The organism is Micromonospora krabiensis (genome assembly GCF_900091425.1).
GTDB lineage: Bacteria > Actinomycetota > Actinomycetes > Mycobacteriales > Micromonosporaceae > Micromonospora > Micromonospora krabiensis.
In genome coordinates, this window is record NZ_LT598496.1 from 3,655,601 (window position 1) to 3,678,649 (window position 23,049).

Annotated in this window: 20 protein-coding genes; 4 read left to right on the forward strand and 16 right to left on the reverse strand. The window is 72.9% G+C overall.

Translation table 11 applies throughout. The features are described 5' to 3' along the window. Positions 1–5 precede the first annotated feature (5 nt). Together GA0070620_RS16530 and GA0070620_RS16535 are read left to right on the forward strand one after the other, a co-directional pair. Positions 6–971: an AAA family ATPase gene (locus GA0070620_RS16530; RefSeq protein ID WP_091598856.1), complete on the forward strand. Its 966-nt coding sequence runs from the start codon at positions 6–8 to the stop codon at positions 969–971. Continuing rightward, positions 968–2,278, forward strand: a complete 1,311-nt coding sequence (locus GA0070620_RS16535; protein ID WP_091591935.1) for a DUF58 domain-containing protein — start codon at positions 968–970, stop codon at positions 2,276–2,278. Before GA0070620_RS16530 ends, GA0070620_RS16535 begins: the two co-directional genes overlap by 4 nt. Here GA0070620_RS16535 and GA0070620_RS16540 read toward each other — a convergent pair. Then, on the reverse strand, positions 2,249–3,271 hold the full coding sequence (locus GA0070620_RS16540; RefSeq protein WP_091591937.1) for a stage II sporulation protein M: 1,023 nt from the start codon (positions 3,269–3,271) through the stop codon (positions 2,249–2,251). The genes GA0070620_RS16535 and GA0070620_RS16540 overlap by 30 nt on opposite strands. Before the next feature lie 41 nt (positions 3,272–3,312). Between GA0070620_RS16540 and GA0070620_RS16545 the strand changes: the two genes are divergently transcribed. Next, entirely contained in the window at positions 3,313–4,344 is a 1,032-nt protein-coding gene (locus GA0070620_RS16545; RefSeq protein ID WP_231921822.1) for an RDD family protein, read from the forward strand. Between the two features lie 13 nt (positions 4,345–4,357). Here GA0070620_RS16545 and efeB read toward each other — a convergent pair whose 3' ends face one another. From efeB to efeU, 3 genes are read right to left on the reverse strand one after another with little or no spacing between them, the layout of a single operon-like run. After that, positions 4,358–5,635, reverse strand: a complete 1,278-nt coding sequence (gene efeB / locus GA0070620_RS16550; RefSeq protein ID WP_091591939.1) for an iron uptake transporter deferrochelatase/peroxidase subunit — start codon at positions 5,633–5,635, stop codon at positions 4,358–4,360. A 19-nt stretch (positions 5,636–5,654) separates the two neighbouring features. Further along, on the reverse strand, positions 5,655–6,788 hold the full coding sequence (gene efeO, locus GA0070620_RS16555; protein ID WP_091591940.1) for an iron uptake system protein EfeO: 1,134 nt from the start codon (positions 6,786–6,788) through the stop codon (positions 5,655–5,657). A gap of 22 nt (positions 6,789–6,810) precedes the next feature. Continuing rightward, entirely contained in the window at positions 6,811–7,707 is an 897-nt protein-coding gene (efeU, locus tag GA0070620_RS16560) for an iron uptake transporter permease EfeU (RefSeq protein ID WP_091591942.1), read from the reverse strand. A gap of 225 nt (positions 7,708–7,932) precedes the next feature. Here efeU and GA0070620_RS32965 point away from each other — a divergent pair, with 225 nt between their 5' ends. Next, positions 7,933–8,085 carry a hypothetical protein gene (locus GA0070620_RS32965; RefSeq protein ID WP_172836446.1) on the forward strand — a complete coding sequence of 51 codons (153 nt, stop codon included), beginning with the start codon at positions 7,933–7,935 and terminating at the stop codon, positions 8,083–8,085. A gap of 128 nt (positions 8,086–8,213) precedes the next feature. Here the strand turns inward: GA0070620_RS32965 and ahcY are convergent, their stop codons facing one another. The 12 genes from ahcY to GA0070620_RS16620 all read right to left on the reverse strand — a co-directional run bounded on the left by ahcY (position 8,214) and on the right by GA0070620_RS16620 (position 23,039). Continuing rightward, the gene (gene ahcY / locus GA0070620_RS16565; protein WP_091591943.1) at positions 8,214–9,710 is read right to left on the reverse strand and encodes an adenosylhomocysteinase; all 1,497 of its coding nucleotides are present in this window, start codon (positions 9,708–9,710) and stop codon (positions 8,214–8,216) included. Positions 9,711–10,049: 339 nt separating this feature from the next. Continuing rightward, a complete protein-coding gene (gene manA / locus GA0070620_RS16570) occupies positions 10,050–11,213 on the reverse strand; it encodes a mannose-6-phosphate isomerase, class I (protein WP_091591944.1) in 1,164 nt (387 codons plus the stop codon). A 3-nt stretch (positions 11,214–11,216) separates the two neighbouring features. Further along, positions 11,217–12,215 carry a cation diffusion facilitator family transporter gene (locus GA0070620_RS16575; protein WP_091591947.1) on the reverse strand — a complete coding sequence of 333 codons (999 nt, stop codon included), beginning with the start codon at positions 12,213–12,215 and terminating at the stop codon, positions 11,217–11,219. 67 nt (positions 12,216–12,282) lie between these two features. Then, entirely contained in the window at positions 12,283–13,479 is a 1,197-nt protein-coding gene (locus tag GA0070620_RS16580; protein WP_091591949.1) for an SIS domain-containing protein, read from the reverse strand. Next, positions 13,476–13,661 carry a Trm112 family protein gene (locus tag GA0070620_RS16585; RefSeq protein WP_091591951.1) on the reverse strand — a complete coding sequence of 62 codons (186 nt, stop codon included), beginning with the start codon at positions 13,659–13,661 and terminating at the stop codon, positions 13,476–13,478. The genes GA0070620_RS16580 and GA0070620_RS16585 overlap by 4 nt, the downstream gene beginning before the upstream one ends. A gap of 63 nt (positions 13,662–13,724) precedes the next feature. After that, complete coding sequence (locus tag GA0070620_RS16590; RefSeq protein ID WP_091591953.1) at positions 13,725–15,110, reverse strand: phosphomannomutase/phosphoglucomutase; 1,386 nt, start codon at positions 15,108–15,110, stop codon at positions 13,725–13,727. Positions 15,111–15,179: 69 nt separating this feature from the next. Beyond that, positions 15,180–16,322 carry a hypothetical protein gene (locus GA0070620_RS16595; protein WP_172836447.1) on the reverse strand — a complete coding sequence of 381 codons (1,143 nt, stop codon included), beginning with the start codon at positions 16,320–16,322 and terminating at the stop codon, positions 15,180–15,182. Positions 16,323–16,463: 141 nt separating this feature from the next. After that, on the reverse strand, positions 16,464–17,153 hold the full coding sequence (locus GA0070620_RS16600; RefSeq protein WP_091591955.1) for an endonuclease V: 690 nt from the start codon (positions 17,151–17,153) through the stop codon (positions 16,464–16,466). Between the two features lie 198 nt (positions 17,154–17,351). Further along, on the reverse strand, positions 17,352–17,942 hold the full coding sequence (locus GA0070620_RS16605; RefSeq protein WP_091591957.1) for a DinB family protein: 591 nt from the start codon (positions 17,940–17,942) through the stop codon (positions 17,352–17,354). A gap of 39 nt (positions 17,943–17,981) precedes the next feature. Continuing rightward, positions 17,982–18,311 carry a hypothetical protein gene (locus tag GA0070620_RS16610; protein ID WP_091591959.1) on the reverse strand — a complete coding sequence of 110 codons (330 nt, stop codon included), beginning with the start codon at positions 18,309–18,311 and terminating at the stop codon, positions 17,982–17,984. A gap of 5 nt (positions 18,312–18,316) precedes the next feature. Further along, positions 18,317–18,748: a hypothetical protein gene (locus GA0070620_RS16615; RefSeq protein WP_091591961.1), complete on the reverse strand. Its 432-nt coding sequence runs from the start codon at positions 18,746–18,748 to the stop codon at positions 18,317–18,319. Continuing rightward, entirely contained in the window at positions 18,741–23,039 is a 4,299-nt protein-coding gene (locus tag GA0070620_RS16620) for a toxin glutamine deamidase domain-containing protein (RefSeq protein WP_091591964.1), read from the reverse strand. The genes GA0070620_RS16615 and GA0070620_RS16620 overlap by 8 nt, the downstream gene beginning before the upstream one ends. Positions 23,040–23,049: the final 10 nt, after the last annotated feature.

A 23,049-nucleotide genomic window follows, 5' to 3' on the forward strand; every position in this document is an offset into this window, starting at 1 on the left:
CCGAGCTGCCGACCACCGGCCCCGATGACGCCCGCGCCGCCCTGCACCGGCTGCGGACAGAGGTCGGCAAGGCCGTCGTCGGCCAGGACTCCGTGGTCACCGGGCTGGTGATCGCCCTGCTCTGCCGGGGGCACGTGCTGCTGGAGGGCGTGCCGGGGGTGGCGAAGACCCTGCTGATCCGCACCGTGGCCACCGCACTGGACCTGGACTCCAAGCGGGTGCAGTTCACCCCCGACCTGATGCCCGGCGACGTCACCGGCTCGCTGATCTTCGACCCGCGCACCGCCGCGTTCACCTTCCGCGAGGGCCCGGTCTTCACCAACCTGCTGCTCGCCGACGAGATCAACCGGACCCCGCCGAAGACCCAGTCGGCGCTGCTGGAGGTGATGGAGGAACGGCAGGTGTCGGTGGAGGGCGCCCGGCGTCCGCTGCCCGACCCGTTCATCGTCGCCGCCACCCAGAACCCCGTCGAGTACGAGGGCACCTACCCGCTTCCCGAGGCGCAGCTGGACCGGTTCCTGCTCAAGCTCACCGTGCCGCTGCCCAACCGGGACGAGGAGCTAGGCGTGCTCCGCGCCCACCACGCCGGGTTCGACCCGCGGGACCTCACGGCGGCCGGCGTTCGGCCGGTGGCGAGCGCGGCCGACCTCGCCGCCGCCCGGGCCGCGGTCGGCCGGGTGCACGTGGCCGAGCCGCTCCTCGGCTACATCGTGGACCTGTGCCGGGCCACCCGCGGCACCCCCGCCCTGGAGCTCGGCGCCTCGCCGCGCGGCGCCACCGCCCTGCTCGGCACCGCGAAGGCGTGGGCCTGGCTGGCCGGCCGCGACCACGTGATCCCGGACGACGTGAAGGCGGTGGCCCGCCCGACCCTGCGGCACCGGCTGCGGCTGCGCCCCGAGGTCGAACTGGAGGGCGTGGGGGTCGACGCGGTGCTGGACACCGTGCTCGCCACCGTGCCGACGCCGCGATGACCTGGCGGGCGGCGCTGCTGCTGGCGGTCGGGGCGCTGACCCTGCCGCTGTGGCCGTCGCCGTTCGCCGGTGTGCTGGTGATGACCGGCGCGGTGCTGGCCCTGGTGCTGGTGGACCGCCTGCTGGCGGTCTCGCCCCGGGAGGTCGTCGCGGACCGTGAGGGCGACCGCGCGGTCCGGCTCGGCGGCAGCGCCACCGTCGCGCTCCGGCTCACCAACACCTCCGGGCGTACGCTGCGCGCCCAGGTGCGGGACGCGTGGGTGCCGTCGGCCGGCGCCCTCCCGGACACGCCGCCCCGGCAGCTGCTCACCGTCGAGCCGGGCGACTCGGTGCTGCTGCCCAGCCGGCTGACCCCCACCCGCCGGGGTGACCGGCCCGCCGTCGCGCTGACCGTACGCTCCTACGGGCCGCTGCGGCTCGCATTCCGTCAGCGCGCCGGGCGGCCGGCCATGCCACCGTGGACGCTGCGGGTGCTGCCCCGCTTCGACTCCCGCCGGCACCTGCCGGAGAAGCTGGCCCGGCTGCGGGTGATCGACGGCATCCAGGTCACCCGGGGGCGCGGGCAGGGCACCGAGTTCGACACGCTGCGCGAGTACGTGGTCGGCGACGACGTCCGGTCGATCGACTGGCGGGCCAGCGCCCGGCAGTCGGACGTGCTGGTGCGTACGTGGCGGCCGGAGCGGGACCGGCGGCTCGTGTGCGTACTCGACACCGGGCGCACCTCCGCCGTGCGCGTCGGCGACGAGCCCCGGCTGGATACCGCGATCGACGCGGCGCTGTTGCTCACCGCGTTGGCGTCCCGCGCGGGTGACCGGGTCGACCTGCTCGCCGCGGACACGGCGGTGCGGGCCACGGTCACCGGCACCGGTCGGCCGGCGCTGCTGCCCCGGCTGGTGCACGCGCTCGCCCCGCTCCAGCCGGCGATGGTGGAGACGGACTTCGAGCTGATCGCCGGTGAGGTGCTGCGCCGGCAGCGGCAGCGCAGCCTGGTGGTGCTCTTCACCGCCCTGGAGGCGGGTGCGCTCGGCGAGGGGTTGCTGCCGGTGCTGCCCCGGCTGGCGGCGCGTCACCGGGTGCTGATCGCGGCGACCCACGACCCGGTGCTGTCGGCGCTGACGACCCGCGCCCCGGCCCGGGTGGAGGACGCGTATGCGGCGGCGGCCGGATGGCGTGCGCTGGCCGAGCGGGACCGGGTCCGCGCCGCGCTGAGCCGGCACGGCGTCACCGTGGTCGACGCCCCGGCTGGCGCGCTGGCGACGACCCTCGCCGACGCCTACCTACGCCTGAAGTCCCGAGCCCAACTCTGACCCACCCTCGTTTCTCCTGGGCCGGTCGGGCCCCGGGTCGGGCTCGGGGGCGGCCGGGTGGGTGGCCTGGTGGCCCAGGACCAGGACGTACGCCAGGAAGGCCAGCCAGACCCCGGCGCCGATGCCGATGCGCAGCGCGACCGGCACCGGGGCCGGCGTCACGAACGCCTCGACCAGCGCGGAGACCGCGAAGAGCCCGACCAGGCCCAGGGCGACCAGGATCGCGGAGCGCCCCGCCCTCGCGACCGCCTGCCCGCGGGTCAGGTCGGCCGGCGGCGCGATCCACGCCCACGCCGTACGTAGCCCCATCCCGGCGGCCACGAAGACGCCGGTCAGCTCCAGCAGGCCGTGCGGGGTGATCAGTCCGAAGAAGACGTCCGCCCGGTCGTAGGAGACCATCACCCCGCCGACCACACCGATGTTGAGCGCGTTCTGCCACAGCAGGTAGAGCACCGGCACGATCAGCACGCCGGAGGCCAGGCACTGGGCGGCGACCCAGGCGTTGTGCGTCCAGAGGTGGAACGCGAACGTGGGCGCGGACGACTCGGTGTAGTAACCGGCGAAGCCCGACTCCGCCAGGTCGGCCGCGGCGTCCTCGCCGATGAACGCGGCGGCGGTGTCGGGGTTGCCGGCGACGAACCAGATCAGGAAGAAGCTGAGCAGAGTGAACCCGCTCGCCACCCCGCACCACCACGGCCACGCCCGGTAGACGGCGCCGGGGAAATCGACCAGGAGGAAGCGGGTGATCGTCGCCACGGACGGGCGGGGCCGACCGGTGAGCCGGGCCCGGGCGCGCAGCACCAGGTGGGAGAGCTGGCTGACCAGCGCGGGATCCGGTGACCGGCTGCGCAGCGTGGAGAGCTGGGTGGCCGTCCGCTGGTAGAGCGCCACCAACTCGTCGATCTCGGCCGCGTCGAGGTGGCGGCGCCGGCACAGCTCGTCGAGCCGTCGCCACTGACCGCCGTGCTCCGCGACGTACGCGTCGAGATCCACGCCCCACCCCCGTCCCGGCGATCATAGTGTTCACTGTCGGGGTGACCGCGCAACCACCGTCGCCGGCGGCGACCCGGCCGACCGCCCGGACGCTCCCGTGGAGCGACGCCGGGCTGGTCAGCGGCGAGGCCGTGGAGTTGGACGTCCGGGTCGCCCGCCTCGGCTCCCGGGTGCTCGCCCTGCTGGTGGACGTGCTGTGCCAGCTCATGGTCGCTCTGGTGCTGGCGATGCTGGTCGGGCTGGTTCTCTCCGCCCTGCCGATCGGCGTGGTCGACGCGGCGCTCAACGGCGCGACGGCCACCATCTCGATGGTCCTGGTGCTGGTCGGCTACCCGGTCCTGTGGGAACGGTTCAACGGTGGCCGCACCCCGGGAAAGCTGGCGGTGGGCCTGCGCGTGGTCAGCCTCGACGGCGGGCCGGTCGGGCTGCGCCAGTCGCTGACCCGCGCCCTGGTCGGCGTCGCCGTGGAGTGGCCCGGCCTGGTCCTGCCCCTGTTGAGCTGGGCCGCCGGGGTGACCGTGATGCTGACCGACCGGCGCGGCCGGCGGCTCGGTGACCTGGTCGCCGGCACGCTGGTCATCCACACTCGCGCGGCGGCGGTGTGGCGACCGGTCGCGACCGCGGTGCCGCCGCTGGTGGGTTGGGCGTACACGCTGGACCTGAGCCGACTCGACGACGACCTGGCCCTCGCGGCGCGGCAGTACCTGGCGCGCGTCCACCAGCTCGCCGAGCCCGCCCGGGCGCGGCTCGGCCGCGGCCTGTGGGCCGAGGTCTCGGCGGTGATCACGCCGCCTCCGCCGCTGGCAGCCCCGGACACGGTCTATCTTGCCGCGGTCCTCGGTGAGCGGCACCGCCGGGCGCTGCACCGCATCCAGCGGGGCCGCGCGGCCACGGCCGCGCTGTGGCCGGAGCTGTCGCCCGCCCCGCCGGTCGAGGCGATCCGGCCGGCCGCGCCGGAGGTCACGGCCGTGCCCGGGCCGCCGGCCCCGGGGGCCCCGGCGGGCGCACCGGTGCTGCGCCCGGCGGCCGCCCCGAGTCAGGCCGACCCTCCGGTGGTACGCCCACGCGTCTGACCGCGGCGCCGGTTCACCCGAAGAGCGAGCGCCCCCAGTGGTCGCCGCCGTCCCGGACGCCCGGCGGGCAGGCGAAGAGGCCGCTGGAGACGTGCCGCAGGTATTCGTTCATGACGTCGTGCCGGGCCAGCTGGGTCTGGATCGGCACGAATTGTTTGCGCGGGTCGCGCTGGTAGGCGATGAAGAACAGACCGGCGTCCAGTCGGCCCAGGCCGTCCGAGCCGTCCACGAAGTTGTAGCCGCGACGCAGCAGGCGGGCGCCGCCGTTGCGGCTGGGGTGGGCGAGGGTGACGTGCGCGTGCTCCGGGATGCGGAGCTCGCCGTCGTCGCCCCGCGCCGCGAAGTCCGGCTCGTCGAACTCGTCGCCCTGCCCGAGCGGGGCGCCGCTGCCCTTGGTCCGCCCCACGATCTCCTCCTGCTCCCCGAGCGGAGTCCGGTCCCACGTCTCGATCAGCATTCGGATCTTGCGGGTGACCAGGTACGACCCGCCGGTCATCCAGTCCGCCCCGTCACCGGGCTGCACCCAGAGCTGGTCGCGCAGCAGGTCGGCGTCCTCGGCCTTGAGGTTGGCGGTGCCGTCCTTGAACCCGAACAGGTTGCGCGGGGTGGCCTGCTCCCGTGACGTGGACGAGGTGCGGCCGAAGCCCAGCTGGGACCAGCGGACGCTCACCACGCCCATGCCGAGGCGGGCCAGGTTGCGGATGGCGTGCACCGCCACCTGCGGGTCGTTGGCGCACGCCTGGACGCACAGGTCCCCGCCGGAGATCTGCGGCTGCAGCGCGTCGCCGGGGAAGCGCGGCAGGTCGGCCAGGGCGGCGGGCCGCCGGTCGGCGATGCCGAACCGGTCCCGGCCGTCGGCGTCGCGGAACAGGGTCGGTCCGAAGCCGATGGTCAGGGTGAGCTGCGACGGGGGCAGACCCAGCGCCTCGCCGGTGTCGTCCGGCGGGGCCTCCGGCATGCCGCCGACCGCGCCGAGGACTCCGGCGTCCCGGCCGGCGGTCATCCGCGCCGCGGCAGCCGTCCACTCCTGGAGCAGCTCGACCAGCCGGGCCCGGTCCTTGGTGATCACGTCGAACGCGACGAAGTGCAGCCGGTCCTGGGCGGGGGTGACGATCCCGGCCTGGTGTTCGCCGTGGAACGGCACCGCCCCGGCGGCGTGGTCGCCCGCCGCGGCGTGGTCGCCGGAGCCGCGCAGCAGCGCCCCCGCACCGGCAGCCACCCCGGCGACACCGGCCACCCCGGCGCCGGCGAGCGTGATCGCCCGGCGCCGGGAAACCCCGTTTCCGCTCATCGGCTCCCCCTGGCCCCGGTCATCGGGCGACGACCGCGGCGACCTTGCTGATCGGCTCGGCGAGCGCGTTGATGCCGTCGGAGAGCTCCTTGAGCTCCGCCTTGTCCAGCGCGGTGTGCAGCTTCCAGCCGTCACCGTCACGGTGCTTGCCGAGCAGCGCCTCGACGTTGGCGAACTCGGTGTCGAGCTGCTTCACCAGGTCGGGCGAGCGCTGCTCCAGCGCGGGGCGGAGCGCGGCGACGGCGGCCTTCGAGCCCTCCAGGTTGGCGCTGAAGTCCCAGAGGTCGGTGTGGGAGTAGCGGTCCTCCTCACCGGTGATCTTGCCGCTGGCGACCTCGTCGAGCAGCTCCTTGGCGCCGTTGGCGAGCTGGAGCGGGGAGAGCTTCTCGGCGTTGGCCTTGGCCACGATCTCCTTGACGTCGGTCAGCAGCCGGTCGGCGATCGGACCGTCCTTGCTGAGGTCCCCGGTCGTCCACAGGTCCTTCTCGATGCGGTGGAAGCCGGTGAACTCCATCCCCTCCTCGATGACCTCCTCGCGGCCGTCGATCTTGGGGTCGAGGTCGCCGAAGATCTCCGCGACCGGCTCGATCCGCTCCCAGTAGGTGCGGGCGACCGGGTAGAGGGCCTTGGCCTTCGCCACGTCCCCGCCCTTGACGGCGGTGACGAACTCCTCGGTCTTCTCCAGCAGCGCCGCCGTCTGGCTCTTCACGTAGCGCTGGTAGTTCTCGGTGGCGCCCGCGAGCGCGGCGTCGTCGGTCAGCGGCGCGGCCGACCCGCTGACCTTCAGCGCCCCCCGGATGCCCTTACCGCTCATCCCCGGCTTACAGGCCGTCTCGTACGTGCCCGCGGGCAGCTCGACGCGCAGCTCACGACTCAGCCCGGGGGCGATGTTCTCGACCTCGCCCATCACCCGGTCACCGCTGGCGTAGACGTAGAACTCGGTCACCTTCGCACCGGAGTTGGTGATCTTGAAGGTGGCCGTACCCGCGCTCAGGTCGGTGTCGCCGACCTCGCAGGCGGTGTCGTTGGCCTTGACCACGATCGGTCCGCCGGCCGTCGCCGCGTCCTTCGCCTCGGGGTCGGAGCACCCCGCCACGCCGGCCGCGGCCAGCAGGCCGGCGGCGGCCAGCGCCAGGTAACCGGTGGTACGCATCTGAGCAGTTCTCCTCGTCGGTTCAGGCAGGTTGCGGCGCGGTCGCCGGGTCGGTGTCGGCCTCGGTCCGGCCCGCCTCGGGCGCGGCCGTGTCGACGGTGCTCGGCGCCGCGGTGCGGCGTGCGGGGAGCAGGAAGAGCACCAGGACGGGCACGGCGTACGCGACACAGGCGACCATCTCCAGCACCGTCGGCGCGGGGGTGATGTTGAACATCCCCGCGAGCAGGGCGGCGTACCAGGTGCTGGGGTCGAGCACCCCGCTGATGTCGAAGGCCAGGTTGTTCAGGCCGGGCAGGACGCCCGCCTCCTGGAAGTCGTGCACGCCGTACTTGAGGATGCCGGCGGCGACCAGGATCAGTAGGGCGCCGGTCCAGGCGAAGAAGCGGGTCAGGTTGATCTTCAGTGCGCTGGCGTAGAGCAGCACGCCGATGACCACGGAGGTGACGACACCACCGATGAGCGCCAGCAGCGGACCGGTGTCGCCCGAGGCGCCCTGGGCCGCCGAGTAGAAGATGAGGGCGGTCTCCAGCCCCTCGCGGATCACCGCGAGGAAGGCCATCCCGGCCACCGCGAGGGAACCGACGGCCAGCGCCTCGGTCAGCCGGCCCCGCAACTCCTTGGCGATGGTCCGCGCCGCCCGGCGCATCCAGAAGATCATCCAGGTCACGAAGACGACGGCCGCGACGGACGTCACCGCCTCGAACAACTCACGGTCCTCGGAGCGGGCCAGCAGGGTGGTGGAGGTGTACTCGATCAACCAGCCGAAGAGCACCGACAGCGCCACCGCGAGCCCGACACCCGCCCACACCTGGGGCAGCCGGTCCCGGCGCTGCGACTTCACGAGGAACGCGACCAGGATGCTGACCACGAGGGTCGCTTCCAGGCCCTCGCGCAGGCCGATCAGATAGGTGGCGAACATCCGGGCTCCGGGTGGTTAGGCACGCCTCAGCTTACTTAGGGCAGGCATACCTTGCTCCTGTTCCGCGGGCCCGTCAAGTTGTTCAGGGCAACACCACACCGACGCGTCCCGGCCGACCCACGGCGGCTGTGGCAGGATCCGCCACATCCCCACGGCAGACAGGACGACCGTGCTCGATCACCTGTGCACCCCCGCCCCCGCCCACCGCGCGCCCGGACGGCGGCCGTGAGGGGCTTCGGGCCATGGCTGGCGGTGCTGGCCCTGGTGCTCCTGCTGAGCGCGCTGCGGCTGCGCCCCCTGGCGACGGCGGTGTCGCTCGCCTGGCTGGCCTGGTGCGTCTGGACGTGGGTACGACCCAAGCGTCCACGCCGCGACTGAAGCGCCGGCCGAGCTACGACGCCGGGTCGTGCCGAGAGAGCCGGACGGGTCGTGCCGAGAAGGCCGGGCCAGCCGTGACGGGAACGGGCCGGCCGCGATGCGCGGCCGGCCCGTTTCCGTGCTCAGGATCAGTAGCGGTAGTGCTCGGGCTTGAACGGCCCCTCCACCGGCACGCCCAGGTAGGAGGCCTGCTCCTTGGTGAGCGTCGACAGCTTGGCGCCGAGGGCGCCCAGGTGCAGCCGGGCGACCTTCTCGTCCAGGTGCTTCGGCAGCACGTAGACGCCGATCGGGTACTCCTCGGTCTTGGTGAAGAGCTCGATCTGGGCGATGGTCTGGTTGGAGAACGAGTTCGACATCACGAAGCTCGGGTGCCCGGTGGCGTTGCCCAGGTTCAGCAGACGGCCCTCGGACAGCACGATGATCGCGTGGCCGTCGTCGAAGCGCCACAGGTCGACCTGCGGCTTGATGTTCTCCCGGGTGACGTCGGAACGCTTCGCCAGGCCGGCCATGTCGATCTCGTTGTCGAAGTGGCCGATGTTGCCGACGATGGCCTGGTGCTTCATCCGGGCCATGTGCTCGTGGGTGATGACGTTGAAGCAGCCCGTCGCGGTCACGAAGATGTCCGCCTGCTCGACCACGTCGTCCAGGGTGGCCACCTGGTAGCCGTCCATCGCCGCCTGGAGGGCGCAGATCGGGTCCACCTCGGTCACCACGACCCGGGCGCCCTGCCCGCGCAGCGACTCGGCGCAACCCTTGCCCACGTCGCCGTAGCCCATGACCACGGCCATCTTGCCGCCGATCAGGACGTCGGTGGCGCGGTTGATGCCGTCGATGAGCGAGTGGCGGCACCCGTACTTGTTGTCGAACTTGCTCTTCGTCACCGAGTCGTTGACGTTGATGGCCGGGAAGAGCAGGGTGCCCTCCCGCTGCATCTCGTAGAGCCGGTGCACGCCGGTGGTGGTCTCCTCGGTCACGCCCTTGATGTCGGCGGCGATCCGGGTCCAGCGCTGCGCGTCCTCGGCGAGTGAGCGGTGCAGCAGGCCGAGGATGACCGCGTACTCCTCGGAGTCGGCGGACTCGACGGGCGGCACGACACCGGCCTTCTCGAACTCGGCACCCTTGTGCACGAGCAGCGTGGCGTCGCCGCCGTCGTCGAGGATCATGTTCGGGCCGTGCCCGTCGGGCCAGGTGAGCACCTGCTCGGTGCACCACCAGTACTCCTCCAGGCTCTCGCCCTTCCAGGCGTAGACCGGCACGCCGGCCGGAGCCTCGGGGGTCCCCTCCGGGCCGACGACGATCGCCGCGGCCGCGTGGTCCTGGGTGGAGAAGATGTTGCAGGACGCCCAGCGGACCTGCGCGCCGAGCGCGACCAGGGTCTCGATCAGGACGGCCGTCTGGATGGTCATGTGCAGCGAGCCGGTGATCCGGGCCCCCGCCAGCGGCTGCGCCTCGGCGAACTCGCGGCGGATCGCCATCAGGCCGGGCATCTCGTGCTCGGCGAGCGTGATCTCCTTGCGCCCGAACTCGGCGAGCGACAGATCCGCCACCTTGAAGTCGCCCTCGGCGACGGTGCTCGGCCGGACCTCGGACGGCGTACCGCTGGACGCCGGGAGGGTGCTGGTCATGAAAGCTCCTGTCGGACGATTGTGCTGCGCGACCCTCCACCTTACGCGCGCTCGGCGGCGGCGACCGGCCGGCCGTCGATGCGGGAACCGGAGGCGGACAGCGCACGGGGCGGTCGGTCGTGAACGGACTTTCCGCTCACCACTCGGCCGCCCCGTGCATCCCCCCGGTTTGGTTCCCCGCGCGTTCTCGGACCGTCGTCGCGATAACGCTGCGTACTCATAGAGTCACACTCCGCGAGTACTGCGTCAAGCTATTTCGGGAAAGTCGGACTTGCGCCTGCGGAGGACGGGCGGCGGACCAGGTCCCGCCTTCGCCGCCCGCTCCGCCGCGCGGCAGGATCAGGCGACGGTGCAGGAGGCGACGTACACCGTGCCCGACCCGCCGATCCGCAGCGGCCCGGCGTCGGCCCGGCCGATCGCGGCCTCACCGGCGCTCAGCGACAGCGGGCCGGTCCCATCGTCCACCCTGACCGAACCGGTCACGCAGAGCACCACACGCGGACCGTCGACCGGCAGCTCCGCCGCGGGCAGCTCGGCGCCCACCGTGACCCGGTGCAGCACGAAATCGTCGACCGGCACCTGCCAGCGGTCCACCCCCGGGCCGAGGCGCTGCGCCGACCAGACCGGCTCGTCGAGCACCTCGAAGCGCAGCACCCGCAGCAACTCGTCGACGTCCACCCGCTTCGGAGTCAGACCGCCGCGCAACACGTTGTCACTCGCCGCCATGATCTCCACACCGGTGCCCCGCAGGTAGGCGTGGAGATTGCCGGCCGGCATCCAGATCGCCTCACCGGGCGCCAGCCGCACGTGGTGCAGCAGCAGCGCGACCAGCACCCCCGGGTCGGCCGGGTAGGTGCCGGCCAGGTCGCGGGCGAGGGCCGCGTCCGGCCCGTCGGCGGGAGCCTTCACCACGGCCGTCACCAGCTCGGCCCGCTCGTCCTGCGGCCAGGTCAACAGCGTCCGCACCGCCGTACGCAGCCCAGACACCCCGCTCGCCAAGGCGCCGACCACCGGCTCCAGCTCGGGCAGGCCGAACGCGGCGAGGGCCTCGGCCGACTCCGCCGGGTCCCGGAACCCGCACAGCGCCTCGAACGGTGAGAGCGCGACCAGCAGCTCGGGCTTGTGGTATGGGTCGACGTAGTTGCGCTGCCCCTCCGGACGCGCGGCGTCGCTCGCGTACCCGGCCCGGGCCTGCTTCGCGTCGGGGTGGGCCTGCAGGCTCAACGGCGCGTCGGCGGCCAGCACCTTGAGCAGAAACGGCAGCCGCGAGCCGAACCGGTTGACGACCGGCCGGCCGAGCCACGGCTCCGGCTCGGCGGCCAGCACGTCGGTGAGGCTCACCCGGGTGCCCGCCCGCTCGACCGTCGCCGGCGCGCCCGGGTGCGCCCCGAGCCACAACTCGGCCTCCGCGCCGGGGCTCGGTACCGGTCGCCCCTGCAACTCGGCGATGGCGGAGCGGGAGCCCCAGGCGTAGTCCCGGATCGGCCCGTACAGCGGTTCCATGCGTCAGCTCCCGGGCCGCTCGGCAGCCTCGTCGTCGGCCTGCGGCACGGCGGTGGGGGCGGCCGCGCCGGTGCCCGCCTGCGCGGCGGCGACGCTGTAGATGTCGGGCTCGAGGTAGATGACCCGGGCGATCGGCACCGCCGCGCGGATGCGCGCCTCGACCGCGTTGATGCCGCGGGCCAACTCCTCGGCGCTCTCGCAGGACGGCACACCGACCTTCGCGGCCACCATCAGCTCCTCCGGGCCGAGGTAGAGCGTCTTCATGTGGATGATCCGCTCGACCTCCGGGCCGTCGGTCACGGCCCGCTCGATGGCGGCCACGTCCGACGCCTCGGCACCCTCGCCGAGCAGCAGGCTCTTGGTCTCGATGGCCAGCACGACGGCGATGGTCACCAGCAGGATGCCGATCATCGCGGTGCCGAGGGCGTCCCACTCACCGTTGCCGGTCGCCAGCGTCATGCCGACGCCGAAGAGCGCGAAGACCAGACCGAGCAGAGCGCCGAAGTCCTCCAGCAGCACCACCGGCAGCTCGGGCGCCTTGGCCCGGCGGATGAACCGCACCCAGGACTGCTTGCCGCGGATCTGGTTGGACTCCTTGATCGCCGTCCGGAACGAGAACGACTCCAGGATGATCGCGATCACCAGCACGGTCACCGGCACCCACTGGTGGTCGTTGATGCCCTCCGGGTCGTGCCACTTGTGGTACGCCTCGTAGAGCGCGAACAGGCCGCCCAGGGAGAAGAGGACGATGGCCACGATGAACGCGTAGATGTAGCGCTCCCGGCCGTAGCCGAAGGGGTGCTCGGGCGTCGCCGCCCGCTTGGCCCGCCTGCCGCCCAGCAGGAGCAGGCCCTGGTTGCCGGAGTCGGCGACCGAGTGGATCGACTCGGCCAGCATCGACGACGAGCCCGTCAGCAGGAACGCGATGAACTTGGTGATGGCGATGCCGACGTTGGCCAGCAGCGCGGCGATGATCGCCCGGGTACCACCGTTGGCGCTCACGCCCGCGCTCCGCTCCGCCGCACGCCACGGCCCCGTCCGGGCAGGGCGCCCCGCCGGCTACGTCCGTTCACTGGTTCGACAGCTCCTTCATCTCGGTGATGGCGGGCACCGCCATCGGGTCCAAACCGTGGGCCAGGGCGAGGTAGATCGAGGCGAAGTCGGGGACCGCGACCAGCGAGGCGAGCCGCTCCAACGCGGAGCCACCCTCGGCGGTCACCACGTCGCAGCGCACACCCCGACGCTCGGCCAGCGTCTGCACGGCGTCCGCGCGGCGCTCCTCGACGGCGAGCGGCTCGTCAGCGTCGTCCTCCGGGTTCAGGCCGCCGTCGCGCAGCAGCACCAGCCGCAGCCGGGTCGAGTCGCCGTCCGCCTCGTCCGGGTCGGCGAAGATGTCCCGCTCCCCCTCGGCCAGGCCACCGAAGACGCCGTCGAGCAGACCCACCCGACCCCGGCCCGCCTCACCCAACGCACCCGTCACCACGGGATAGCGGGCGTTGGCCGACAGGGTGTCGCCGAAGCGGCGCGCGGCGACGGTCGCCAACGGCGACGAACCCCAGACGATCGGGATCGAGCCGGCCAGGCCGAGCGCCAGCGACTTCGCCGGGTTGACGAAGGACTCGGCGGTGGGCCGGCTGCGGTCGGCGTCCGCGTCGAGCCGGGCCGCGGTCTCGGCCAGGTCCGCCTCGTTGACCTTCACCAGCCCGAGCGTACGGGCGGCGAGCAGCACCGGCACGGTGAGCGCCCAGAGACTGGCGCGGGCCGGGGCGCGCCGCGGCACCGGGATGAACGGCGCCCGGGCCCGCTCGGCGACCGACTGGAGCTGCGAGTCGGGCGCACCGACCGCCACCAGCCGGGCACCACGGCGGTGCGCGGCCTCGGCGGCGCCCAGCGCCTCCGGGCTGCGGCCGGACGCGCTCACCGCGATGACCACGTCGGCGGCCCCCACCCAGCCCGGCACACCCGCGCTGCGGTGCGGGATGACCGGCACCGGGCAGCGCGGACCGGCGACCGTGGCGAGCACGTCGCCCGTACGGCCGGCGGTGCCGATGCCGGCGATCACGACGGCCCGTGGCCGCCCGTCGTCGGCGAGCACGGACAGGTTCGCCTCGGCGGCGAGCGCGGCCGACTCGCGGACCTGCGCACCGGCGGAGGCCGTGTGCCGCAGCATGCCCCCCGGGTCGCGCTCGGCGAGCGCGTCGGGGTTGTCGAGCAGCGCCTCGTCGGCGTCGCGGTGACCGCTGACGCCGGCCGTTCCGTCGATCACGACTGGCGCTCCGGGCCGCCGCGCGCCTCGTCCAGCAGCAGCACCGGCACGTCGTCGCGGACCTCGAAGATCCGGCCGCACTCCGTGCAGGTCAGCGTCTGCGCCTGCGCGTCGTAGTCGAGCGGTGCGTGGTGTGTGTCCGGGCAGGCCAGGATCTCGAGCAACTGCGGGTCCAGGGCCACGGCGCGGCTCCTTCCACGTGTGCGGCTTCACCGGGTCGGCGGTGCCGACCGGCGCAGGCGATCTTATCGGCGAACGCGGTCGAGCACCTCGTCGCGCAGCGAGATCATTCGCGCGCGGGTGGGTGCTTCGACGTTGAGCCGCAGCAGCGGCTCGGTGTTCGACGCGCGCAGGTTGAACCAGGCGCCGTCGGGGAAGCTCAGGGTGAGCCCGTCCAGCTCGTCGGCCACGGCGTCCGGATAGGCCGCCCGCACGTCGAGCATGGCGCCCCGCTGGTCGGCCACCGTCGAGTTGATCTCGCCGGATGCGACGTACCGCTCGTACTCGGCGGCCAGCACCGACAGCGGCTGGGACTGCTCGCCGAGCGCGGCCAGGGTGTGCATCGCGGCGAGCATCCCGGTGTCGGCGAACCAGAAGTCGCGGAAGTAGTAGTGCGCGGAGTGCTCACCGCCGAAGATGGCGTTGGTGCGGGCCATCTCCGCCTTGATGAACGAGTGCCCCACGCGGGCGACCACCGGCTCGCCGCCGTGCTCACGGATGATCTCCGGAACCGCGTGCGAGGTGATGATGCCGTGGATGACCGTGGAGCCGGGGTGCTTGGCCAGCTCCCGGGCGGCGACCAGCGCGGTGATCGCCGAGGGCGAGACGGGCTCGCCCCGCTCGTCCACCACGAAGCAGCGGTCGGCGTCGCCGTCGAAGGCCAGCCCGATCTCGGCGCCGTGCTCGACCACCGCCCGCTGGAGGTCGACCAGGTTGGCCGGGGCCAGCGGGTTGGCCTCGTGGTTGGGGAAGGTGCCGTCCAGTTCGAAGTAGAGCGGCACGATCTCCAGCGGCAGCGGCGACAGCGCGGCGTCACCGAGCACGGTCGGCACCGTGTGACCGGCCATTCCGTTGCCGGCGTCCACCACCACCCGCAACGGGCGGATGTCCGAGAGGTCGACCAGCTTCCGCAGGTACGACGCGTAGTCGGCCAGCATGTCCCGCTGCTCGGCCGGCTCGGTGCGCCGCCCCGCGGGTCGGGACTCGCCCTTGTCCAGCAGCGCCTGCGCCCGGTCGCGGATCTCGACGAGCCCGCTGTCCTGCCCGATCGGGCGGGCACCGGCCCGGCACATCTTGATCCCGTTGTACTGCGCCGGGTTGTGGCTGGCGGTGAACATCGCCCCGGGCAGGTCGAGCGAACCGGAGGCGAAGTAGAGCATGTCGGTGGAGGCGAGCCCGATCTCGATGACCGAGCGGCCCTCGGCGCGGACCCCGGCCGCGAAGGCGGCGGCCAGGGCGGGCGAGGTGGGCCGCATGTCGTACGCGACGACGACCGCGTCACCCGGCTCGTCGGTGGCGTTCAGCAACTGGGTGAGGGCGGCGCCGAGCGCCTCGGCGACCCGCTCGTCCCACTGGTCCGGCACCGTCCCTCGGACGTCGTAGGCCTTCACGATCTGGGACAGATCAGACACCGAATCCACTCCTTGGCAGCAGGTCGTCACGCACCCTGAGCGTATCGGAGGGTCCCCGGCGCTCCTCGCTCACTCGGTGAGCCGCGGCATGAACACCGTGTGCTCCCCCGGCGGGACGTCCGGCTGTCCGGGCGCGGTCGAACCGGGCGCGGTCGGGCCGGGAGTACCCGGACCGTGCGCCGCCGGACCGGGCGCCGTTGGACCAGGCGCGGTCGGGGCGGGCGGGGCCGGGGCGGGCGGGGCCGGGGCGGCCCACTGTGCGGACGGGGGCAGGGGACGAGTCTCGTCCGGGGCGGGCGCCGCGGGGCGGGTCCCGTAGACACCGCCGGCCGGCCGCTGCTGCGGCGCGCCGTACGGGCCACCGGCCGGCTGCTGGCCGTACACCTGGCCGGGAGTCCCGGGCAGGCCGCCGGCGGAGCGGTAGGTGGTGCCACCGGGGTTGCCCGGCAGCGGCCCGACAGGCTCGTCCCCGGTGGCCTTGTCCGCGCGGGACCGGCGGATGAGCAGCCCGATCAGCAACGCCCCGAGCGCCACCAGGCCGAGGCCGACGAACATGATGGGCGACAGCCCGGACGACTCCGTGGCGGCGGCGGCCACGTCGCTCGGCGCGACCGGGGGCGCCGACGACTGGTCGGTGTCGGCGGCGGCGACCTCGGTCTCCACGGGGCTGGGCGTGGGCGAGGGCGTCTTCGAGGGCGTCGGGGAGGCGGAGGACTGCCCACCGACCACCCGGGACGAGTCGCTCCCCTGGCCGAGCGGATGGTCGAGCGCGTTCGTGGCCACCCCGACGACGGTCAGCCGGCCGTTCGGCGCTTCGGACGTGAAGGCCACCCGGTAGCGCACGGTGATGCCCTTGCCCTTGCAGAGGTTCGGCTTCGCCGGCGACGTCGGAGACGTGACCACGGCGCCGTCCCCACCGCCCAGCGGGACGGGGAACCACTGCTTGCCGTAGCTGACCTGCACGCTCACCTGATCAGTGCGCAGGCCCGAGAGGCGCAGGCCCAGCGTCGTACGCAGCTGCACGCAGCCGTCGCTGCGCTTGCGTACCTCGACGTTGACGCCCTGCGGCGACCCGCCTGCCCGGAAGGTGCTGGCCGCACCCACCCGCACCGAGTCGTCATCGGCCTGCGCGGGCGACGCGCCGAGCGCGACCAGGGGGCCCAGCAGCGCGCAGACGGTCGCGAGCCGTGCCGCTTGCCGACGTACCTTCATGATCACCTCGCCGCATCTCCCCGGGTTCGGGGTCGGCGGTCAGGCTACTACCGCCCCACTGGCCCCGCCGGTCATAGAGCGCCCCGGATGTGTGGTGCATTACGCCTCGACGCGGCGTCGGCCTCGGTGTCCCGGCGGTCCTCAGCGCCGTCCGCCGACCCCGCCCTGCCCCCGGTCCTCGCCCAGGTCGTCGCGGGCCGAACTGGCGCGCGCCAACGCGTCCCGGGAGCGCCGGTCGGCGGCGCGGGTGGTCTCCGGCAGCCGGTGACGCGGCGTCAGCGCGAGCACCTGGGCGGTGGCGTTGTCCAGACTCATCCGGTGGCCGACGCTGACGAAGACCGGCTTCACCCCGTCACGGGTACGCACCACCCGACCCACGACCTCGTCACCGTCGCGCAGCTCCGACCAGGCGCCCCGAAGCTCACCGGGCGGCGTCCACTCCCCGATCAGCGGGGTCTTCCCCACCCCGATCGCGGGCAGGCCGGTCACCACCCCGAGGTGACAGGCGAGCCCGAACCGACGCGGGTGCGCCAGCCCGTGCCCGTCGCAGACCAACAGGTCCGGCCGGGTGCTCAGCCGGTCGAGCGCGGCGAGCAGAGCGGGCAGCTCACGGAACGCGAAGAGCCCCGGCACATACCCGAAGGCCGGCCGTCCGACGCCGACCGCCTCGTCCACCACCGCCAGGGTCCGGGCGTCGAGCACCGTGACGGCCGCCGCGAGAAGATCACCACTTTCGGCGTACGCCACATCCAGGCCGGCCACCGTCGCGGGCTCGGCCGGGCCGGGCCCGACCAGGTCGACCCGCGACCGCAACTCCTCCTGTACGGCCATCGCCTCCGCGACGCTGCGCGGCGTGCCGCTGTCTCGATCCACCCGACCCCGCTCTTGATCCACTCGGTTTCCGTGAGGTCGCGCCGACCTCGCACCCGAGACACCCCGACATCCAGGATCGCGAGTGGATCACGCCACCGTTCCAGTGGGGGTCGCCCCGGTCATCTCCGGTACGGGGCGCCGACCGTCGCGCCCGCGCTACTGACCGACGCGGCCGTCGATGAGTTCGCGGAGCAGATCGGCGTGGCCGTTGTGGCGGGCGTACTCCTCGATCATGTGCACCAGCAGCTCGCGCAGTGAGATCGTCTCGCCGTCGCCCATGGTCCCCGTGGTGCCGAGATCGGGTGTGGCGTCGACCAGCCGCTCCGCGAACTCCACCTCCGCCCGCCAGGTCCGCCACGCCTCGGCGATCACGTCCGGATCGGCCACCGCCCCGTTGAAGTCCTCGTCCGGGTCGGCCTCCGTCCGGTAGATCCTCGGTGCGTCCTCCCCGGCCATCGTCCGCCGGAACCAACCCCGCTCCACCTCGGCCATGTGCCGCACCAGACCGATCAACGACATCGTCGACGGCGGTACGGCCCGACGAGCCAACTGCTCAGCGTCCAGGTCGGCGCATTTCAGCTGCAGGGTGAGGCGCTGGTCGCGCAGGTACTCGACGAGCACCGTCCGCTCGTCGTCGAAGCCGCCCTCGGAACGCGGGTCGTCGTCAGGATGGACGAACATGTTCGACCAGGCGAATCCGCCGGTGGGCTTGTCGTCGGCGGAGCGGTCAGCGGCAGAATCGGCCATACGGCGACCCTGCCACGTCCGGAGGGCGTCGCAAGCGCTTTAGTGGTTCCAATCCGGCTCCCCCGTCTGAGCCGGATCGGCACCGAGGTCACCATGTCGAAACAACGAACGGATGGTCGTCTCGTCAGGCAGTGACTCGCCCCCGGTGATCCTCGCCGACAGTGCCTCGGCGTCAGATCTCGCCACCGTCTCGTAACGGTCGAGGTTGCGGTGGTCGTCGAGAAATCGCACGACGAGGCCCGGCTCATAGGTCGAGGTCGCCCTTCGGTGGTCCCACAGGATCGCGTCGCCTGTCTCGGCATCCACGACAAAGATGCCGCCGGGCTCGACCCGCTCGTCATTCCGATACACGACGTAGTAGGTCAACATCGCCCTCAGAGCACCCCCGGGTCAGCGCCCGGGTCACCCTTCTCCCGAAGTTGCTCCTCGAACATTGCGAACGTCCTGCGCCGGAGGCCGGCTATCAGCGCGCGCTCCTCTATCGTCAGCGGTCGCCGCTCCTCAGCGGCCGTCGATTCGACCGCCGAAATCGTCTCGTACAGCGCGAATATCGCCCCCTCACCCTGGAGATACCGAGCACGGTCATGCTCGGTCAACTGGACGAACCGGTCGGCGGTCAACCGAGTGACCTCGCCACCCACGGCGAAGGCGATGTCGTCAATGAGGTGGTCGACCGACTCCCAGCCACCGGTCTTTCGGGACAGACGCCAGGCATGGACGCCCCCATCCGGCGCACTTACCAACTTCACGGGTGACTTGAGATAACTGAAGTAGGCCGGGATCTGCAGCCCGGGCGTCTCACTCATGCTTCGGGACTCCTGTCATTGCCGATTGCAACGCTCGCCAGAAGTAGGCCTGTTCCTGCATGAGCACACCGGTGAAGATCGCCTGCTCCGTCTCGGACATGCTACGACCCTCGGCCCTGGCCACCGCCCTGAGGTCGCGTCGCACCTCGTACAGCGCGTGCTCCCATTCGGCCACCTGGTCCATCGCCGCGAGGTGGAGCCGAAACTCTGCGATGTGACCATTCGCTGCACGAATCAACATCTGGATATCGCGATAGCCACTGGCCTGAGGATTGGCGAAACGGTCATCAAGTTCGACCACCTCAACCGAAGGGTCGCCCAGGATGGCGGCCAGAGCCGTATAGAGATCCGAAAGCGCGTTGAAGGTCACCTTGACTGCGGCAAGGTCGGTCAACAATGACACATCGCCGTCGTACCCTCGGATCTTGTCTTCTGCGCGCTGCCGATCCTTTTGGCCAGGTCGCCCACAGGCCTCTGCGCCGGACGCCGCGCCGGACGCGAGCCCTTCACCCAACGCGAGCATCTCGGCCTGGGCAACCCCCGAGTCGACGTACAACTGATCGAGATAGCCCTGTCGATACTCCGGATCATCCATGCGACTGAGATCGAAGCCGGGCTGGAGCGCTCGGACACCATCCTCGGTGAATGCCGCCACCTGGCGCTCCAGGCTAGGAGAAATCGGAGGAGGATCACGTCGCACCTCGGTGGTCTCGGCGATCACCGCGCCGGCTCCCCTCTCGGCGATCCGGTCGAGGACGTCCCCGAGCACGTCAATCGCCTGCTGTCGGTCGGCGAGGTGATGCAGCGTCAGGGGACGTGACGTCAGGGAGGTGAACAGTTCCGGCGTCGCTAGGACCCTGCGGACCAGGTCGGGTCGCTCGATCAGCTGCCGGATCAACTTGCCGGCGAGCAGCGGCTCGCCGGGAGGCGGGTTCCGCCATGTCCGGTCCACCATGGCGTGCACACGAGCGTCGGCGAAGAAGGCAGCCAGGTCTTGGGCAGAGGCGTGGTCGAGTTGCGGCGCCAGCCGCCGCAACTCCGGCAGGCCCAACGCGGTGACCATCGCTGCTGAGGGCACATCCCTGAGTGCCTGATCGAGGTCTGTGACCCCCGCCAGAATGGCCTTGGCCGGTACGGCGTCCGGGGCGGAGGTCGATCCTGGGCCGTCGATGAGGTGGAAGCGGTTGATGTACGGGTCGCCGTACCCCTCGTGGTGACGGGCCGGCGGGTACTCGGGCAGGTCCGGAAGTGCGCTGAACTGGCCTCGCCGCAGACCGGCCATGGGCATCGGCCGGCCGTCCGGGGCGAGCACGAGGATGTCGAGGTCGACCACGTTGTACGGGTGGGGCGCTCCACGGTGCCGGTAGAGCGGCTGCGGCGCGATCCGACCGGTCTGCGGGTCGAGGTAGAGCACGGTCCCGTTCTGGTTCAGCGCCACCGAGACGTGTGAGCCTCCGCTCTCCCAGGTGTTGATGACGAACGCGAAGGTGCCGTGCCCGCCGAGCAACACCTGGTCGTGCAGGTTGCGGTATCCCCGGTCGACCGCGCTGCGGTGCTCCGGAGGCGTACTGCGGGCGGTTGGTTGGCAGAGGCGCTGGAAGCGTCCGCCGGTGAACTCCTCGATGCGACGCGGGCCGTCCCGCTCGCCGCCCAGCGGACGGTTGATGTCACCGGCGGCATAGGCGTCGAACGTGCGCGGCGCCGCGACCCGGGGACGGCCGTGCATCCAGGTGTCGAGGAGCGACAGTGTGCAGTCGAGGCAGTTGATGCCCCGGGTCGGATCCGCCGCGGGGCCGCCGTCGTTCATCAGCCGGAACCAGTCACCTCGGCGCGGGTCCGGTGTGCGGGCGACCCGGCCGTCCGGCTCGCGGGGAACTCGCCGCTCGACATCCGTCTGGTGCAGGGCCAGCGGTGGGCGCAGGCCGCCCGGCCGCCCGTACCTGCGGGAGCGGTCCGTCGGCGGTGGATGGTCGTCGCCGGTCAGCGCCGAACGGTCGTCCGTCTCCACGGCACCCCGGGCGAGATCACCGACGTCGTCGTTGACGTGGGAGAAGTCGAAGTCGCTGACGGTCATCGCCGAGGTCGCCGCCCCGGCCAGGATCGCCTGGGCCTGGTCCCGCTGCTCGTGGTGTCGGCGATCCCGCCGGAGGCTCTCCTGGAACAGCCGGTCCGCCTCGGCGTGACGGCCGGCGGAGGCGAGGGCTCGGCCCCGCGAGTGCAGCCACCGTGCCTCGTCCTTGCTGCGGTCGGCGAACATCCGCAGGTCCGATGCCTCCTCGCGGCGGCGGTTCTCGTCGTGCCTTCTGCGCTGGTGTTCGAAGTGGCCGCGGTAGCGGCGTCGCTCGAACGCGTCGCGGTCGGCGGCCCAGACCGCCGCGTACCACTCCGGCGTCCGAGGTCGCGGCCCGGCGGTCGAGTACGGGGCTCCGTTCGCGGATGCCGTCGGACGCCCCGCCTCCTGCTCGGGCGTCACCGGCGCGACCCGCCGCTCCGGCCCGACCGGCAGGTCCGTTCGCTCGGGTGCGTCGGTGGACGGCGGCGCGACGGGCGCCCTCGCGGCCGACGCGCGAGAAGGTGGCGGCGCGAGGGGCGCCGTCGCGACCGAGGCGTGCGGAGGCGACGACACGACCGGGGCCGGCGGGTGCAGCGGCCCGACGGACGGTGCCGGCGCGTGGGCAGACCGCGAGTCGGCCGACGGTACGACGGGAGGAGCGGACGCGACGGGCCCGGTTCCGCTGGTGGGGCCGAGCACCTGTGCGGTTCCGGCGACCGACGCCGTGCTCATGCCACCGCCCGAGGGTCCGAGCGGGGCGGCGGGCGAGCGGACGTCCGGCGCGGCCGGCGCGTCGGCCACCGGCGTGGGTGGGGCCACCCCGGAGAGCGGTGCCGGCGGGAGGCCGACCGCTTCGGGGCCGGGCGGTGCGACGACACCGGCGGCGACCGGTCCCGGCGGGGCAGACACACCGTCCGGGACCGGGCGGGTCAGCGCATCGGCAGCGGATCCAGCCACCGAGGCAACGGCCGGCTGGGTGGACACCGCCGACGTGGCCGGACCGGCGGATGAGGCATCCCCAGCAAGCGAAACCGCCGCACCCGAACCGGCGAGCGGGGCCGACGCGGTACCAGCGGAGGTAGCTCCGGATGCGGACGCCGTGGCGTCGACCGGCACTGACGGTTCCCGTGGCGACGTCTCCGGCACGGGGGGAGGTCCGCCCGCGAGACGTGGCTCCGGCGGCGGCGCGAGGGGCGGACCCACCAGCCCGGATGCGTCCAGGCTGGACAGTTGGCCGCCCAGTCGGGCCCGGAGGGCGGCGTCCGCCTGCGTGGTCGCGGATCCGGCCGCACCGGAGACGGCCGCCCGGGCGGCGTCCTCCAGTGAGGTGAGGCCCCGGCCGGTGGCGAGACCGGCGGCGTTCTCCGCGATCGTCTCGCCGGCCATCTCCCGGCCGAGGTGCTCGCCGACGCGGGCGGCGCGGCCGGTGGCGTGCCGTCCCAGCCCGGCCAACGGGGCGACCGCCCCGCCCGCCAGGCCGCCGACCGCCGAGGTCCCCAGGTCGGTCAGGTCTAGACCCTGCCGGCGACCGGTCGTGTTCTGGTACGCCTGCGTGGCGAGGCTGACCCCCGCCTCCTCCCCCGCCTCGGCCAGCCCGCCGAGGGCGGACCGACGGGCCAGCCCGCGTACGCCGCCCTCGACGACCTGCTTGGCAGCCCGTTCACCGGCCTCCCGCAGCCCGTGCCGGAGGGACTTGCGGGCAAGCTGTGCGGTGAGCCGCTTGAAGATCTGCTGCACGATCAGGCGGCTCGCGGCCATCGCCGCACCGGCCGCGGGCGAGGCGGCGCCGGCGGTGAGGGCGGTGGCGACGGCGAGAGACAGCAGCTCGACGACGAGGATCCCCAGCTCGATCCAGACCTCGATCTTCGCCGCTTCGAGGTCGCAGCCGCACTCCTCGACCAGACGCCCCAGGTCAGTGCTCACCGTCAGCAGGACGGGCAGCGGCGCCTCGTCGCCCTCGGCGAGCGCCCGCCAGGCCGCGTCGAACGCCGCGGCGACCGCGCCGACCCCGCCGTACGCCGCACGGGTCTCGTCGGCGGCGTCGTGCGCGTCGGTCCGCGGGCCGACCAGGGCGGTGGACACGGCGTACCACTGGTCGGCGAGGTCCCAGACGGCGCGCTCGTCGCCGTCCGGCCACTCGACGCCGATCACCCAGTCGAGTGCCTCGTACACCCAGCCAGGGAGCTGCCACGGTGAGTAGTCGAGCGGGTGCGGGACCGGGCTCGGCAACAGGCTCATCGGAAGAACT